This is a genomic window from Mucilaginibacter conchicola (assembly GCF_003432115.1).
Lineage (GTDB): Bacteria > Bacteroidota > Bacteroidia > Sphingobacteriales > Sphingobacteriaceae > Mucilaginibacter > Mucilaginibacter conchicola.
In genome coordinates this window covers 346,621-362,251 of sequence record NZ_QWDC01000002.1, presented here as the reverse complement: position 1 = coordinate 362,251, position 15,631 = coordinate 346,621, and the positions used below count along the sequence as shown (strand labels likewise).

Here is a 15,631-nt window from a genome sequence, read left to right as displayed (position 1 = left end):
TTCAAAAGAAAGAGGATTGAACCCTCTCCTTTGGAGAGGGCAGGGAGAGGCTTTTACACTGTGTTTTTACTAACCCGTCTTCCCCGGTTGGGAATTAATTTTTGGAGGATTAACTTTTGAGACGAAGAGACTTTATTTATCTGACAGGTCTGGGTGCCGGTGCTATGGCATTGCCATCGCTTGATAGCTTTGGCAAGAGCATAGACCTGCAGCAGGCACTTGAGGGCATTGATGTGCGCCTTAAAAAGCAACTGGCCGATGCAGGGCTTAACGCTGCAAAGTCGGCAGGGGCAAGTTATGCTGATGTACGCATTGGCCGTTACCTTAACCAGTTTGTAATAACCCGCGAGAACCGCGTAATCAACGTAGCCAATACCGAATCGTTCGGGGTTGGTATTCGCGTTATTGCCAACGGCTGCTGGGGCTTTGCCGCCACCAACGAGGTAACCAAAGAAGGTATTGCCAAAGCTGCACAACGTGCTGTAGCCGTTGCAAAAGCAAATGCTAAACTGGGCAGTGCACCTGTACAATTGGCACCACAAAAAGGCTACGGCGAGGTAAGCTGGAAAACGCCTATCGAGAAGAATGCCTTTGAGGTACCTATTAAAGACAAGGTAGACCTGCTTTTGGGCGCAAACGCTGCTGCCATGAGCGGTGGGGCCAACTTTGTAAACTCGATGATATTTGCCGTTAACGAGCAGAAATACTTTGCATCAACCGATGGCTCATACATTGACCAGGATGTGCACCGCCTTTACCCTACTTTTACCGTTACCAAGATAGACTCGGCTTCAAACTCGTTTGAAACACGCCGTTCGTTGAGCTCGCCGGTAGGCATGGGCTACGAATATTTAACACCACAGGCCGATCAGAAAATTTCTGCCATAACGCCGCTTTATAAACAGCGTTATGATATGCTCGAGGATATAAAGTTTGCCACTACACAGGCTGCCGATAAGGTAAAAGCCAAAAGTGTAGAGCCGGGCAAGTACGACCTTGTTTTAGACCCAAGCCACCTTTGGTTAACCATCCATGAATCGGTAGGCCACCCAACCGAGCTTGACCGTGTGCTGGGCTATGAGGCCAACTTTGCAGGTACCAGCTTCCTTACTTTGGATAAATGGAAATCGGGCAATTTTGCATTTGGCAGCAAGAACGTGAACATTGTTGGCGATAAAACCCAGGTAGGTTCGCTTGGTGCCGTTGGTTACGATGATGAAGGCGTTGCCTGCAAAAAATGGGATATTATTAAAGATGGTGTGCTGGTGAACTACCAGGCCATCCGCGATCAGGCGCATATCATCGGCCTTAAAGAATCACAGGGCTGCTGTTACGCTCAAAGCTGGCAGGATGTGCAGTTCCAGCGTATGCCAAACGTATCGTTACAGCCGGGCAAAACGCCGCTGGCCGTTAATGATATGATCAAGAACGTGGAGAAAGGTATCTACATTATTGGTGATGGCTCTTTCTCAATAGATCAGCAACGCTATAACTTTCAGTTTGGCGGCCAACTGTTCTACGAGATCAAGAATGGCAAAATAGCAGGTATGCTTAACGATGTGGCTTACCAGGCCAATACCCGCGAGTTCTGGAACTCGTGTACTGCAGTCTGCGATCAGAACGATTACCGTTTAGGCGGATCGTTCAATGACGGTAAGGGCCAGCCAAGCCAAAGCAGCGCGGTATCGCATGGTTCATCAACAGCAAGGTTTAACGGTGTTAATGTGATTAACACAAAAAGAAAGATCGGATAAGATATGCCAATATATACTAAAGAACAGGCACAGGCTTTATTAAAGAAAGTGCTTAGCTATTCAAAAGCCGACGAGTGTGAGCTAAGCCTTAGCGGCAGCGAGGGCGGCAACGTACGTTATGCGCTTAATGCAGTATCAACCGCAGGCGATATCAGCAGTGTTGGCCTTAGCGTAACATCGGTTTATGGCAAAAAAGCGGGTTCGGCATCTATCGATCAGTTTGATGATGCATCATTGGAAAGGGTTGTTCGCCGTTCAGAAGAACTGGCGCAGCTTGCTCCCGAGAACCCCGAATACATGCCGATGCTTGGCCCAGGCGAATTTAAAGAGGCGATCACCTTTAATGCCAACACCGCAGCTATGACGCCGGAGAGCCGTGCCGAAATGGTGGGCAAAAGCTTAGAAGTTACCAAAGCAGCTAAGCTAAATGCTGCAGGTTTCCTGGAAAACTCAAGCGGTTTTTACGCGGTAATGAACTCTAAAGGCTTGTTCGCCTATGATAAAAGCAGCGATGTTACCTTCTCGGTAACCACCCGTAACGAGGCCGGTACCACATCGGGCTATGCAGCACGTGGCTTTACCGATGTGGCTAAACTGGATACTGCGTCGGCAACGCGCGTAGCTTGTATGAAAGCCAATGCTTCTACCAATGCAAAGGCCTTAGAGCCGGGTAAATACACCGTGATATTAGAGCCTGTTGCGGCTACTTACATGATGGAGAATATGTTCCGTTTTGATGCACGCAGTGCCGAGGAAGGCCGCAGCTTTTTAAGCAAAAAAGGTGGTGGCACCCGTTTAGGCGAGCAACTGGTAGACACTAAAGTAACCATCTACTCAGATCCTTTTAACCCTGATCTGCCTTCATCAACCTGGACAGGCGAGGGCTTACCACGTGAGAAGACTTTATGGATAGATAAAGGTGTGGTGAAGAATCTTTCATACTCGCGCTACTGGGCGCAAAAGAAAGGTGTAAAACCTGTTCCCGGCCCGGCCAATATCATCATGGAAGGTGGCGATGCTACTTTAGAAGAGCTGATCAAAAGCACCGAGCGTGGTATCCTGGTATCAAGGTTATGGTACATCCGCATGGTTGATCCGCAATCGTTACTGTTAACGGGCCTTACACGTGATGGTACTTTCTATATTGAGAACGGTAAGATCATTCATCCTGTAAAAAACTTCAGGTTTAACGAGAGCCCGGTGATTATGCTGAACAACCTGGAAGCCCTTGGTAAAACCGAGCGCAGCATCAGCGTTGAAAGCTACCGCAGCTACCTGATCCCGCCAATGAAGATAAGAGACTTCACGTTTAGCTCGCTGTCTGACGCGGTTTAGTAGTTGGCAGTTCTGAGTTTGCAGTTTGCAGGGCTTATCTGTTGAAATAGATTAAATGTTCGACAAAAATTGGAAATAAGATCTAACACAAAACCACCAAAGGGAGCAGTAAAAGGAACGGCAACAGGGCTTTTTATGATGTGCTTTTTCACCATGATATGGGCCGGAGTTGCCTTTGGTGGTTTGCGCGAAACTGGCTATGCCTGGTTGTTAGCTATATTTCCTTTATTGAGCATTGTTTTCTTCGTAAAAGGGATAGCGTTATTTAAGATGGCTAAAGGCATACCCGTGTCTACATCAGAAACTGATAAAGCGGAGCAAAAGCGAATAGGCAAGTGGTTCGGAATTACTTTTGGAGCAGAAGCCCTGGGTATTTTTATCGGAATCAACTTAGTGGTTAACCTTGGGTACCCTGAGCTTACTTTACCTGTAATGGCGTTGGTGGTAGGCCTGCATTTTTACCCAATGGCTAAGATATTTAAACGCAGCGTAGATTATTACCTGGCTACGTTTAGTACCTTGTTTGCCTTATGCAGTATAGTTTTTACTTTGAGAAAAATGATGCCGGCTAACTACATACTGGCCTTTTTAGGCATAGGACTTGCGGTTACTACATCGTGTTACGGGTTATACATGGCCAGGCAGGCAACAAAGTGGTCAAACAACTAAACGCGATTTTGCCATTTTCTAAATTATACCAGATAGAAAGTTGCAGGCATAAACCTGCAACTTTTCTGCTTTTATAGCACGGTGTATTATCTCAAATGATTAAATTTGAATATGGCAACATTAATTGTACATCCCGAAAATGAAGAACAATCTGACGCATTAAAGGCAGTTATGAAAGCTCTGAAGATATCTTTTGAGGAAGAAAAGGATGAATATGATCCTGCTTTTGTGGAGATGGTTTTAAAAGGCGAAGAAGAAATAAAAGCAGGGAAAGGTACAAAAGTAGATACTGATGATCTATGGAAGTAATATTTACTTCTGCTGCTTTGGCTCATCTTCAAGAGTGGAGGAAAAGCGGAAATGCAGGTGTTCAAAAGAAAATCAGTGAATTGATCGCATCCATAAAAGAAACGCCTTTTGAAGGTGTCGGAAAACCGGAACCATTAAAACATCAATTAACAGGTAAGTGGTCAAGGCGCATTAACCACGAACATCGAATAGTTTACAGCTTTGATAACGATATCATCAGTATATATTCCTTAAAAGGACATTATTAAAAACATGACGCCATTGCAATTGCAGTGGCGTTTTTTGTTTCTTTGCAGCCCAATAATCCAAAACCATGCACACTTTCCCTGTTATCAGTTCCACTATTTCTGCCGATGCTTTGGCTCCGTTTGTTGCGGAAGCTTACAATTTAGAAGTAAACACCTGCAAACTGCTTAAAACCGGTATCAACCACAGCTATCTTATCAAAGCCGGAGAGCAGAAATTCGTATTCAGGATCTATAGCTTGGATTGGCGCAGCAAAACAGAGATAGCGGAAGAGATACGTTTGTTAAACCTGTTGAGAGATAATGGCATCCCGGTATCGTATGCTATACATGATACGTGTGGCAATCACATACAAGAGTTAAACGCACCCGAAGGCATGCGTTACGGTGTGCTGTTTAGTTTTGCTGAGGGGGAGAAGCTGCTGAACCTGTCCGCAGATGTCCACCATACTATCGGACGGACAATGGCGCAGATGCATCAGCTTACCGAAGGGTTGACACTGCAACGCGTTACTTATACTGCCGATGTAATGCTTCAACAATCGTTGCAACAGCTAAAGAAGTATCTGCCTGCCGATACCGAAGAGATGCAATGGATGCTATCCACCCAAAAGATCTTGCTTGGACTGTGGAACAATGTTGATACTGATAAAGTGCGTACTGGTGCTGTACACATGGATATCTGGTTCGATAACCTCAATGTTACCGCTGATGGTAAGGTCACCCTGTTCGATTTTGATTTCTGCGGCAATGGCTGGCTTTGCTTGGATATTGCCTACTATGTGCTGCAGGTTTACAGTACAGAAAAAGTAGAAGCTTATCGCGATGAAAAGTTGAAGAGTTTTTTTGAAGGGTATGAAAGCATAACAATTATATCAGAAGAAGAGAAACGCTTACTGCCGATGCTGGGCGTAAGTATGTATTATTTCTACCTCGGCATACAATCACAAAGATTTGAAAATTGGGCCAACGTTTTTTTAAACGAAACCTATTTAAAACGGTTTATTACTGTGTTGGTGAAGAAATATTTCGACGACCACGTATATATATCATAACGCTATGAATACAACGAAAATTGGCTGGATAGGCCTCGGACTGATGGGCAACCCCATGTCGCAGCAATTGCTTAAGGCAGGCTACCCGCTTACTGTTTATAACCGCAACAAGGATAAAGAAGCCGCGCTGAAAGAGCAGGGCGCAAACACGGCGTCAACCCCAAAAGAGTTATTGCAGCAAACGGATGTGGTGATCATCATGGTGACCGATGACAAGGCCATCCGCGATGTTTTTGAAGGAGAGGACGGTTTATTAGCTGCCAGTGGAAATGATAAAGTGATCATCAATATGAGTACCGTATCGCCGGCTATAAGTAAAGAGATGGCACAACGCAGCAATGAGCATGGCTTGAGTTATCTGGATGCGCCTGTATCAGGCAGTGTAAAACAAGCCGAGACCGCCCAACTGGTTATTATGGCCGGCGGAGATTCATCGGTATTTGAAAAAGTTAAACCTGTGTTAGATACCATGGGTAAGCTCTCCCTCAACGTAGGCGATACCGGCGCGGGTAATGCAGCAAAACTGGCTATTAATACCCTGTTGAGTTTCTACACGCAGGGTTTAGCAGAAGCGGTTATCCTCGCTAAAAATAACGGTATCAAACCTGAAATTTTATTGGAGCTTTTAGGCAACGGTGCTATTGCCAATCCATACACTAAAATAAAAGGGAATGCAATTGTGAATGATAATTTTACAGCAGCCTTCAGCCTCAAGAATATTGTGAAAGACCTGAAGTTATCGCGCGATATCGGCTTGACTACTCCCCTCGGAGAAACGACCCTGGCAACGTTTGAGGCTGCATCAGCAAAGCATGGCGATGAAGATCTGATAGCAGTGTACAAATATTTAAATGGCGATAATTAATCGCGTTTGCGTTTTAACGTGTACGATGGCTTGTTGGATTGGATATGTTCAGCATCATCGTACAGGTTAAGCGTTTTTTTGTTGATAATGAAAGAGTATGATTTCTGCTCTTTTGAGTTGATGTTGAAGATGATTTCGTCATGGCTACGGTCAGGGTCGGCCACCAGGTCATTCTGTACAAAATAGCGGTTTAGTCCCGGCAGGCCGGTTACCTTACCGTCATCAGAAAACTTTGCTTTAACCGGTTTGCCTACAGCGTTAGTGCCTTCATAATTGCCTGAAAGTATAGCCTGGTTGATCATATAGTTCATTGCGTAAGCTGGCGCTTCTTCAGACTGATTGGCCATTGCTTTTACATACTGCGCGGTGCTGGTTTCTTTGGTAGCCTCGTCATAATGGTAAATAATGAGCGTGGTGTCTTTATTTTTAAGCTTGTAACTTAACTCATCCTTCCCCAAAACAATTGTAGTAGTATTGCGGCCAGGCTCAAATTTAAGGGTGATCTGGTTGGCCTCATGGTTGTTCCATACTGTCGGTACGCTGATACTGTCGCCGCGCATTTTGGTGGTATCAATATGCAATACGGTTATGCCCGTACCCCGCTCAACCGCCGCCAGCGGCGATTTACTTTTCTTTACTTTTTTGATATAGTCCTTTTTTACCCATACACCGTTTATCAGCGGTTTAAACTGCTGTATCAACTCGGGTGATTGGTTAAGCGGTTTATCGGCTTGTTGCGGATCGTTACATGCGCAAAATATACCAACGCAAAAAATAAGAGAAAGTATCTGCTTCATAACGGGGTATTGATAATGCCTAATATAACTTTATATAAGCAAAAAACGTGCTATTATGCAGGAAATGGTGAAAATTAAGGGTTTTACTTTTGGCGTATGAGGGTGTAACGCAGTTTGTCGATCTCCAGCAAAGATGAATCGGCATTCGGTTTTGTTGAGAAGAGCTTGAGTGTATCGCCGGTTATTTTGAAGGTGAACCAGGTGTAGGGAACGGTTTTACCATCACTAAAACCTATACGGTCTAAATTGTCCATAGGTTCTTCGTTAAGGTCGTTATGGATGTTGTAGGTTTTAAACGGACTAAACCCTTTAATAATGCCGTTTGCACTAAGGCTTACTTTTGATTTAACAGCATTGCTATCTGTCATAATGTAATTACCTGCAACAAGGCCTTTATTAATAAAATATTCTAAACCAGTGCCCAAATTATCATTTGCCAGCGGTGATTTTTTATAAACCGTTGTTGTTACTTTGTGGTTTTCGCCCACCCAATATAATGTTAACACGGTGTCGCCTTTAATTACAGAATATTGTATTTCACTGTCGCCTAATTGAAGAGAGTTTTCTCTTTTGCCGCGTTTGAACCTTAAAGGAGACTCACTTGAATCATGATTTTCCCAGCCAAGCAGCACCATCAAACTGTCACCCTCAACTTTATGCCTGTCAAACAAAATACATGTTATACCTTTAACTTTATCCATTGCCGCTAACGGCGATTTTGTAGCGATTACTTTATCTATGTAACTTATCTTAACCCAATTGCCGGTAAAAATGGGTTTAAATTTGGCTATAAGGTCGGCTGTTGTGTTGCTTGAGGGCTTTGTTGATATTGTATCTTGTTGTTGTTCTTGTTTAGGGGCTTTATTTTTGCAGGATGCTAAAAAGGCCAGTGCTAAAAGCGGGAGTATGAAGTATTTCATAATAAGGTTGCGTGATAAGGTTTGCTATGTAGACAAAGTTATTGGCAGTTATTTGAAGTATCGTTTAGTATGCAATACTCTTAATATAGTTATAGAATTTTGGTTGTGGATGTAATGAATACCGTATGGATAGCGATACATGGGCGCAATTCTAATTCCGCGATATCTGACTTGGAATAGCTTTGGGTCTTGTTCTATAAAAGCTATTGTTTCAAAGAACTCCTTGAAAAAGTTTTTGACTACTGACGAAGAAATATCAGTATAATATTCGTCTATCTCATCTAAATCGGTTTCTGCATCCGGACTGTATCTTAAGATATGGTTCATTTACGCATGAACTTGTTTTTGATGTGTTCCGCAGAAACATAGGTGGCTGTGCCATCTTCTTCTTTTAACAACATGTCATCCATCATTTTTTTATATTCGTCTGTAAGCTCGAGGTTACGATGATGTTGATGGACAAGATTTTCATAATCCTCTATGGAAATAATAACAGAAGTTCTTTTTCCTTTTTCGTCAGTTACAAATTGCGTTGCCATATTCAAATTTAACTAAATGTTGTTAGAATATCATACTACCTAATAACGTTTAAGTTCTGAACTTCTTTCGTAAATTTGTATTCATTAATTCCACGCCTGCATGAATGCTGATGCCGATAAAGTGCTGCCCGGTAAATATTGTAACTCGTTAACAGATTATTCGCGCTTTGTTACCCGCGAGGTATTTATTGGCGATGTGCCTATGGGTGGCAACAACCCTATACGTATCCAAAGCATGACCACTACAGATACCATGGACACCATTGGTACCGTAGAGCAAACCATCCGTATGGTTAATGCAGGCTGCGAGTATGTGCGCATTACCGCACCCAGCATCAAGGAAGCCAACAACCTTGCCGAAATAAAAAAACAACTCCGCATGCGCGGATGCAATGTGCCACTGGTTGCTGATATCCACTTCACACCAAACGCTGCCGAAGTGGCCGCACGTATAGTAGAAAAAGTGCGTGTTAACCCTGGTAACTACGCCGATAAAAAGAAATTTGACCAGATAGATTATACCGACGCCCAGTACCAGAACGAGCTTGACCGGATCTATCAAAAATTTGCCCCACTGGTAGCGGTTTGTAAAGAATACGGTACCGCCATGCGTATTGGTACCAACCACGGCTCGCTGAGCGACCGTATCATGAGCCGTTATGGCGATACCCCGCAAGGAATGGTGGAGAGCGCCATGGAATTTATGCGCATGTGCGAGCAACTGAACTACTACAACCTGGTAGTATCTATGAAGAGCAGTAACCCGCAGGTAATGGTGCAAGCCTATCGCCTGCTGGTAGAAACCATGGTTGCCGAAGGTATGAACTATCCGCTTCACCTCGGCGTAACAGAAGCCGGCGACGGCGAGGATGGCCGTATCAAATCTGCCGTAGGTATAGGTACTTTGCTTGAGGATGGCCTCGGCGATACCGTCCGTGTATCCCTTACCGAAGAACCCGAAGCCGAAGCACCGGTGGCTATTGCGCTGGTGAACCGCTACTCTGAGAGAAGTCAAAAGTCAAAAGTCAAAAGTCAAAATCCGTCTGCGGACTTCGGACTAAAGACTTCTGACTTATATTCTCCCTACGAATACAAAAAGCGCGAAACTTACGAGGCCAACGCATTTATAGGCGGGCACATGGTACCGCGCGTGGTGGTTGATCTGGAGCATGCTAACCTTAAAGATCCGGCGGTATTAGGCGCTGCCGGGTATATCTACTCGCCGCTGCTGGATAAATATAACATGGGCGAGCAGTCGGTTGATTTTGTTTTCCTGGGCGATAGTCTGCCGTCGTTTAATATGCCGGGCAACTTGCGCCAGTTGTATAATTACAAAACCTGGCAAACGCTTGCTAATAAAACGCTTTGCCACCCGCTTTTTACGCTTGATGAATATATAGCAGCAGATACCGACCGTTCATCGGCCCTTAACCTGGTGCGCATTACTCATGCCGACCTTGATACCGATGCCTTTGGCGCTATCCCGCTGGATGCATCGCTGGTGTTTGTGTTAGAGACAACCCAACTGCACGGCATGGCCGACCAGCGCTCTTTCTTCCTCAAAATGCTGGAGATGGAATTGGATGTACCGGTTATTGTGAAGAGAAGCTATGATTTAAGTCAAAAGTCAAAAGTCAGAAGTCAAAATGAGACTTCAGACTTAGAGCTTCAGACTACAGACTTGCAACTCTTCGCCTCAACAGACCTCGGCGCTTTATTAGTTGATGGTTTTGGCGATGGGATTTGGATAGATGCACCACAATTGCCTGCCGATGTAATTACTTCTACGGCGTTCGGGATATTGCAGGCTACACGCTCGCGTATCTCAAAAACAGAATATATCTCGTGCCCAAGCTGCGGGCGTACTTTGTTTGATCTGATGGTGACCACCCAGATGATCCGCAGCCGTACCAGTCACCTCAAGGGATTGAAAATTGGCATTATGGGCTGCATAGTGAACGGTCCCGGCGAAATGGCCGATGCCGATTATGGTTATGTAGGCTCGGGGCCAGATAAAATTACTTTGTACCGCGGTAAAGAAGTGGTAAAGAAAAACGTGAATACCGATAAAGCGCTTGATGAACTCATCGGCATCATTAAAAACGACGGCAACTGGATTGATCCGGTTGAATAAAATAAAAGGGGGCAACCTCGCGCCGCCCCCTCACTTAACGATTAAAACAAAATTCTTTAGTGCTTTTCTAACTGCTCAATAGCTACTGCTGCACGCAGGTTTTGCAGTTTATCCTTTTCGCAAAGATTTGCACATATCTCATTCAAGGCGTTTTGCACGCGCTTATTGCTGATGTTTAATTTAGTATCAACCGTTTCCTGGTAGATAAGCCGGGCCGAATCATTGTAAAATTTAACGGTTTGCAGTTTAGGATACTTTGAGTTGTACTCAATAACCCACGTGCCGCGGTTGTTATCGGTTCTTATACTTTGTGCCATGCTCTGTATGGTGGCTATTCCTGTAATTATTGCTGTGATAAGTAACTTTTTCATGGTGTTTTAAATTTTAATTCGAGAGCTAAATTATCCCGCCCGTGTACCATTATAAATTACATGCGTTACACAGCAATTTACTTTCGCCAAAGTGTAACTATCTCACTATAACCTACGTCTGTTTAATTAAACAACCCTTTTGATGTACAAATTATGTTGTTCGTCGTATAATTGGGTTGTTTGTCTTGATTGGATAAGTAATTTATAATGATGTAGTTACAATGAGATACCTTTGGTATGTGAAACATTTTGTAAGCATAGTACAAACCGGTGTAAAAATACCGCGGGTGGTGCAACATATCTTGTTCTGGATAGTGGTATCGCTGCTGTTAACGGGCATGTATTCGTTACCGATAACGTTCTCCATGTCGTTACGGAACAACCTTTTTTATATGCCGGTACAAATAGTTTACTATTATTTAGTAGCCTACTGGCTTATACCCCGTTTTTTGTTTGTTGGCAGGTACTTTACTTTTGCCGTGCTGTTGGGTATTGCGGCGGTTTTATCAGGTGTACTTAGCCGTAGCATAGGCTTAACACTGGTTATCCCCTACATGATAGAGAACCTTCCCATCACCGATCCCGAATATGTTACTTATCATCAGCAAGCATTTTGGATCAAACTATGGGATATGTCAAACCTGGTAAATGCTTTTAAAGGCACCAACCTCATTATTGGTTTTACGCTGGCTATTAAACTTTTTAAAATGTGGTACGAGCGAAAGCAGGCCGCCCTTGAAGCCGAGCTAAGCGCATTAAAGGCACAGGTGCACCCGCATTTTCTGTTCAATACGCTGAATAATTTATATGCGCTCAGCCTGGATCAGTCGCCGAAATCACCGCAGTTGATATTGGGCCTCTCAGACATATTGCGCTACATGCTTTACGAGTGTAATACCGACGAGGTGCCGCTGGAGAAAGAAATATTTATGATGCAGCAATATGTGCGTTTAGAGAAACTGCGCTATGAGGATCGTATAGATATCACTTTTAATATTGATGGAAACCTGCAGGATAAACTGATAGCGCCGCTATTGATATTGCCTTTTATTGAGAATGCCTTTAAGCATGGCGTAAGTGAGAAAACTGGCGATGTATGGATAAACATCAACATCACCATTCGTGGCAACCATTTTAAACTGAAAGTAGCCAACAGCAAAGCAGAAGTTGCCCCAACTACCGAACAACAAGGCCATATAGGGCTAAAGAATGTGCAGAAACGCCTGGAATTGTTATATCCTGATGCATCACACCTTAAATTGATGGATGATGAGGATACCTTTTTGGCCGTGCTTGATTTGGAACTGAATATGATAGCGCCTGCCGTGAAGCAACAGGTGCAGCCCCAGCATCAACCTAAACTATCCGCGGTATGAAAATCAGGGTTTTAATTGTTGATGACGAGCCTTACGCGGTAGAGGTGATTGAGAAATACCTCTCGGCTTTTACAGAGATGGAACTGGTGGGCAAATGCAACAACGGCATTGAGGCTTTTAAAATATTGCAGCAAAAGCAGGTTGACCTCATGTTTCTGGATATACAGATGCCCGGTATAAAAGGTACCGATCTGCTAAAGAGCCTGAAGAACCCGCCCAAAGTGATTTTCACTACTGCCTACAGCGAGTACGCCCTGGAAGGCTTTGATCTGAACGCGGTTGATTATCTGCTAAAACCCATCCCCTTTGATAGGTTCTTGCGCGCCGTGGATAAAATTTACAACCTGCCCGACGGCAAAGGTAAACCCCTTATCAGCTATGAAGCCCCCGTGAGTGACCATGAAGCTTTCATGTACCTGAAGGTTGACCGCCGCACCGTTAAAGTGAACATTAACGATGTACTGTGGATAGAGAGTCAGCGCGATTATGTAAAAGTGATAGTGAAAGACCATGTGTATATTACCCGCCAAAAAATAAGTTTGCTCGAGGAAATGTTGCCCGAGCAGAAGTTTGTGCGGATACACCGCTCGTTTATTGTGGCTGTGGCAAAGATCACTTCATTTTATTCCTACAGCGTTGATGTGAACGGCCACGAATTACCCATTGGCAGAAATTACAAGCTTGATGTGCAGAAGAAGCTGAAGGCGGAGAGTGTGCATTGAACTGTTTTAACCGCGCGTCATTGCGATGAACGAAGCAATCTTTTCGTTTGCAGAGAGAACGCGGTTAGATTCTTCTCCGCCAACCGGCGGGTCAGAATGACAAAAATTTTATGTCATTTCGAACGAGCGGCAGCGAGGAGAAATCTTGTTATTCCTGAATGGTGGAAAGCTTAGCAATAATAACAGGATTTCTCACTATCGTTCGAAATGACAGAATGAGAGCTTCTACTTCTTCAACACATACTTCCCGTACACTCCCAGCGGCGCTATCCTGTTCTCAAATATCACCTGCGGGCTGGCAAAAAATAGTTTAAAATCTGCTTCGCTTATCTGGCCGGGGTAGGGCGCATAATAATGATCGGGCCTGCCGTTGCGCCATACCATGGCGTACGATGGCTGATGTTTGGCCAGTATGGGTTGCAAAACGGTGGTCCACCAGTTGGCCTGGGGTATTTGCTCGTAACCAGTCTCGGGCAGGCAGGTGAGTTTGTTGTTGCGTTTGGCTATATCACCTATGATGCCCAGGCGGGTATCGAGGTTGTATTTGTAATCCTCAACGTTTTTAAAGCAGTAGTTATCAAAGCCAATGAAATCAACATAGCCATTGCCGGGGTAGCGTTGCATAAACTCTTCTTCGCTGTTAAAATCAGCTTCAGAGAAAACGATGAGCAGGTTGTGCAGCTTTTTGGTTTGGCGCAGGTAGTCGATAGTAAAGCGCCATAGTTGTTTAAATTCATCAGGCGTGCAGGTATTGGCGCACCACCAGAACCAGTTGCCCGTAAGCTCATGAAAGGGGCGGAAAAGGATGGGGATCTGCTCGCCGTCGTCGCTTTTAAGGTCGGCCATGTAGGCAGCAGCTTTATCCAGCCATTGTTTATAGGTTTCGTGATTTGGGCCGCCGGGCAGGATAGTTGCCACGGTACGCATGGTGGTATCCCAGGCAGTTTTACCGTTGGCAGGGTTATCTATATGCCAGCAAAAAGTGTTAATGCTCCCGCGCTGATAAGCCTCTCGCACCAGTTGTTTCTGGTATTTAAAAGGTACGCCGTTTATATCGCGTACACTGTCGTGTTCTATTTTTGCCAGGTCCCAGCCGTACAAAGCAGGGTAAACACCGGTAACGCTTTTCACATCCGACTGATCGTTCACAAAGCACCAGCCCACACCGTAAGCCGTATCATCATGATGGCCAAATATGGTGCCCGCACCTTTAAGGCGCTGCATACTGTAGAAAAGTTGTTTGGTTTCATTGGTCGCTTTTGGGTCGCAGGGGTTAAACAACTGGGCATGGGCCGGCAGGCTATACACAGTAGTCAGAATCAGTATAAAAAAGAAAAAATTACTGCAGCGACTCATTGAAACATCAGTTTAAAACCCGAAGATAAGGTTTTCACAAAAGTTAAACTGCAGGTGCAACTGAAAGTTTGGGTGATAACTCATCATCGCTTTTATAGTTGACTCACCCGGTCTGCGCTGGACCACCCTCTCTGCTGCAAGCAGCAAAGACGGTTAGAAAGTTAAGATAAAGTTTTTTCCTCACCCTCTTTTCGCGCAGCGAAGAGAGGGGCGACGAGCGTAAGCGATGTCGGGGTGAGTTGATATGCAAGCGTTTTTCCATGCGTTACTTTATCTCGCACAAGCAATTATTACAATTAACTGATTTAACTTTCCAAACAATTTGGTCAATACGGGCTTCTATATCTTACGTAAATTATACCTTTGCCCAATTAATGGAAGGCACAGAAACCACACCGCGCACAGCACCATCGCGCATAAAAAAGATAGGCGACGCCATATCAGGCTTTTTCCTGATGCTGCACCGCATCTATGCTTTTGTACTCCGCTTTTTTAAGGAAGTATTTTTGCCCCCTTATGAGTTTAAAGAAGTTGTAAGGCAATGTTACGAGACCGGCGTTAAGTCGTTCACGCTCATTACCCTTACCGGTTTTATTATCGGTGTGATATTTACCAAGCAAAGCCGCCCCTCGCTTACCGATTTTGGTGCTACATCATGGCTGCCATCACTGGTATCTATCGCCATCATGAAAGCGCTTGCCCCACTGGTTACCGCGCTTATTGCTGCCGGTAAAGTAGGCTCAAGTATAGGTGCCGAGCTTGGCTCAATGCGCGTTACCGAGCAGATAGATGCCATGGAAGTATCGGGTACCAAACCATTTAAATTTTTGGTATGTACCCGCGTTATCGCCACCACATTTACTATACCGTTACTGGCTACTTATGTAGCATTGATAGCCCTGTTTGGCGGATATTTAAACATCGCTCAAAACGAGGGTACCAGCTATGCTACGTTTATTGAGCAGGCTTTTGAGCCTATCACTTTCGTAGATATCTGGGCATCATTAGCTAAGGCAGTAGTTTTTGGCTTTACAATTGGTATAGTAGGTTGTTACCAGGGTTATAACTCAACCAAAGGTACCGAGGGCGTTGGTAAAGCAGCCAACGGTGCGGTGGTAACTGCCATGTTCCTGGTGTTTATTGAAGAAGTTTTAATTGTACAGATAGCCGGCTGGTTCCGATAA

At 44.5% G+C, this 15,631-nt stretch carries 17 protein-coding genes; 11 read left to right on the top strand and 6 right to left on the bottom strand.

The genetic code is table 11. The features are described 5' to 3' along the window. Window positions 1–116 precede the first annotated feature (116 nt). The 7 genes from D0C36_RS11280 (at window position 117) to D0C36_RS11250 (ending at window position 6,232) form a co-directional block, all read left to right on the top strand. The gene (locus tag D0C36_RS11280) at window positions 117–1,754 is read left to right on the top strand and encodes a TldD/PmbA family protein (protein WP_117391734.1); all 1,638 of its coding nucleotides are present in this window, start codon (window positions 117–119) and stop codon (window positions 1,752–1,754) included. A 3-nt stretch (window positions 1,755–1,757) separates the two neighbouring features. Beyond that, a complete protein-coding gene (locus D0C36_RS11275) occupies window positions 1,758–3,089 on the top strand; it encodes a TldD/PmbA family protein (protein ID WP_117391733.1) in 1,332 nt (443 codons plus the stop codon). Window positions 3,090–3,158: 69 nt separating this feature from the next. Beyond that, entirely contained in the window at window positions 3,159–3,758 is a 600-nt protein-coding gene (locus D0C36_RS11270) for a hypothetical protein (protein ID WP_147321984.1), read from the top strand. Between the two features lie 111 nt (window positions 3,759–3,869). Next, window positions 3,870–4,067: a DUF2683 family protein gene (locus tag D0C36_RS11265; protein ID WP_117391731.1), complete on the top strand. Its 198-nt coding sequence runs from the start codon at window positions 3,870–3,872 to the stop codon at window positions 4,065–4,067. After that, entirely contained in the window at window positions 4,058–4,315 is a 258-nt protein-coding gene (locus tag D0C36_RS11260) for a Txe/YoeB family addiction module toxin (protein ID WP_117391730.1), read from the top strand. The genes D0C36_RS11265 and D0C36_RS11260 overlap by 10 nt, the downstream gene beginning before the upstream one ends. 65 nt (window positions 4,316–4,380) lie before the next feature. Continuing rightward, window positions 4,381–5,367 carry a phosphotransferase gene (locus tag D0C36_RS11255; protein ID WP_117391729.1) on the top strand — a complete coding sequence of 329 codons (987 nt, stop codon included), beginning with the start codon at window positions 4,381–4,383 and terminating at the stop codon, window positions 5,365–5,367. Window positions 5,368–5,371: 4 nt separating this feature from the next. Then, on the top strand, window positions 5,372–6,232 hold the full coding sequence (locus D0C36_RS11250) for an NAD(P)-dependent oxidoreductase (protein ID WP_117391728.1): 861 nt from the start codon (window positions 5,372–5,374) through the stop codon (window positions 6,230–6,232). Here D0C36_RS11250 and D0C36_RS11245 read toward each other — a convergent pair. The 4 genes from D0C36_RS11245 to D0C36_RS11230 all read right to left on the bottom strand — a co-directional run bounded on the left by D0C36_RS11245 (window position 6,229) and on the right by D0C36_RS11230 (window position 8,488). Then, complete coding sequence (locus D0C36_RS11245) at window positions 6,229–7,029, bottom strand: hypothetical protein (protein WP_117391727.1); 801 nt, start codon at window positions 7,027–7,029, stop codon at window positions 6,229–6,231. The genes D0C36_RS11250 and D0C36_RS11245 overlap by 4 nt on opposite strands. An 83-nt stretch (window positions 7,030–7,112) precedes the next feature. After that, window positions 7,113–7,949, bottom strand: a complete 837-nt coding sequence (locus D0C36_RS11240) for a hypothetical protein (protein ID WP_117391726.1) — start codon at window positions 7,947–7,949, stop codon at window positions 7,113–7,115. Window positions 7,950–7,997: 48 nt separating this feature from the next. Continuing rightward, window positions 7,998–8,276 carry a type II toxin-antitoxin system RelE/ParE family toxin gene (locus D0C36_RS24945; protein WP_117391725.1) on the bottom strand — a complete coding sequence of 93 codons (279 nt, stop codon included), beginning with the start codon at window positions 8,274–8,276 and terminating at the stop codon, window positions 7,998–8,000. Further along, complete coding sequence (locus tag D0C36_RS11230; RefSeq protein ID WP_117391724.1) at window positions 8,273–8,488, bottom strand: hypothetical protein; 216 nt, start codon at window positions 8,486–8,488, stop codon at window positions 8,273–8,275. Before D0C36_RS11230 ends, D0C36_RS24945 begins: the two co-directional genes overlap by 4 nt. Window positions 8,489–8,588: 100 nt before the next feature. Between D0C36_RS11230 and ispG the strand changes: the two genes are divergently transcribed. Continuing rightward, window positions 8,589–10,622, top strand: coding sequence for a (E)-4-hydroxy-3-methylbut-2-enyl-diphosphate synthase (gene ispG / locus D0C36_RS11225; protein WP_117391723.1), 2,034 nt, complete (start codon window positions 8,589–8,591; stop codon window positions 10,620–10,622). Between the two features lie 56 nt (window positions 10,623–10,678). Here ispG and D0C36_RS11220 read toward each other — a convergent pair whose 3' ends face one another. Next, window positions 10,679–10,993, bottom strand: coding sequence for a hypothetical protein (locus D0C36_RS11220; protein ID WP_117391722.1), 315 nt, complete (start codon window positions 10,991–10,993; stop codon window positions 10,679–10,681). 221 nt (window positions 10,994–11,214) lie between these two features. Between D0C36_RS11220 and D0C36_RS11215 the strand changes: the two genes are divergently transcribed. Then, window positions 11,215–12,369 (top strand): sensor histidine kinase, encoded by a 1,155-nt coding sequence (locus D0C36_RS11215; protein ID WP_117391721.1) that lies wholly within the window; start codon window positions 11,215–11,217, stop codon window positions 12,367–12,369. Beyond that, the gene (locus D0C36_RS11210) at window positions 12,366–13,091 is read left to right on the top strand and encodes a LytR/AlgR family response regulator transcription factor (RefSeq protein ID WP_117391720.1); all 726 of its coding nucleotides are present in this window, start codon (window positions 12,366–12,368) and stop codon (window positions 13,089–13,091) included. The genes D0C36_RS11215 and D0C36_RS11210 overlap by 4 nt, the downstream gene beginning before the upstream one ends. Before the next feature lie 225 nt (window positions 13,092–13,316). On the opposite strand, the gene D0C36_RS11205 is transcribed toward D0C36_RS11210, so the two are convergent. Then, on the bottom strand, window positions 13,317–14,399 hold the full coding sequence (locus D0C36_RS11205) for a glycoside hydrolase family 26 protein (protein ID WP_199502005.1): 1,083 nt from the start codon (window positions 14,397–14,399) through the stop codon (window positions 13,317–13,319). Between the two features lie 503 nt (window positions 14,400–14,902). Here D0C36_RS11205 and D0C36_RS11200 point away from each other — a divergent pair. Continuing rightward, a complete protein-coding gene (locus D0C36_RS11200) occupies window positions 14,903–15,631 on the top strand; it encodes an MlaE family ABC transporter permease (protein WP_233524504.1) in 729 nt (242 codons plus the stop codon).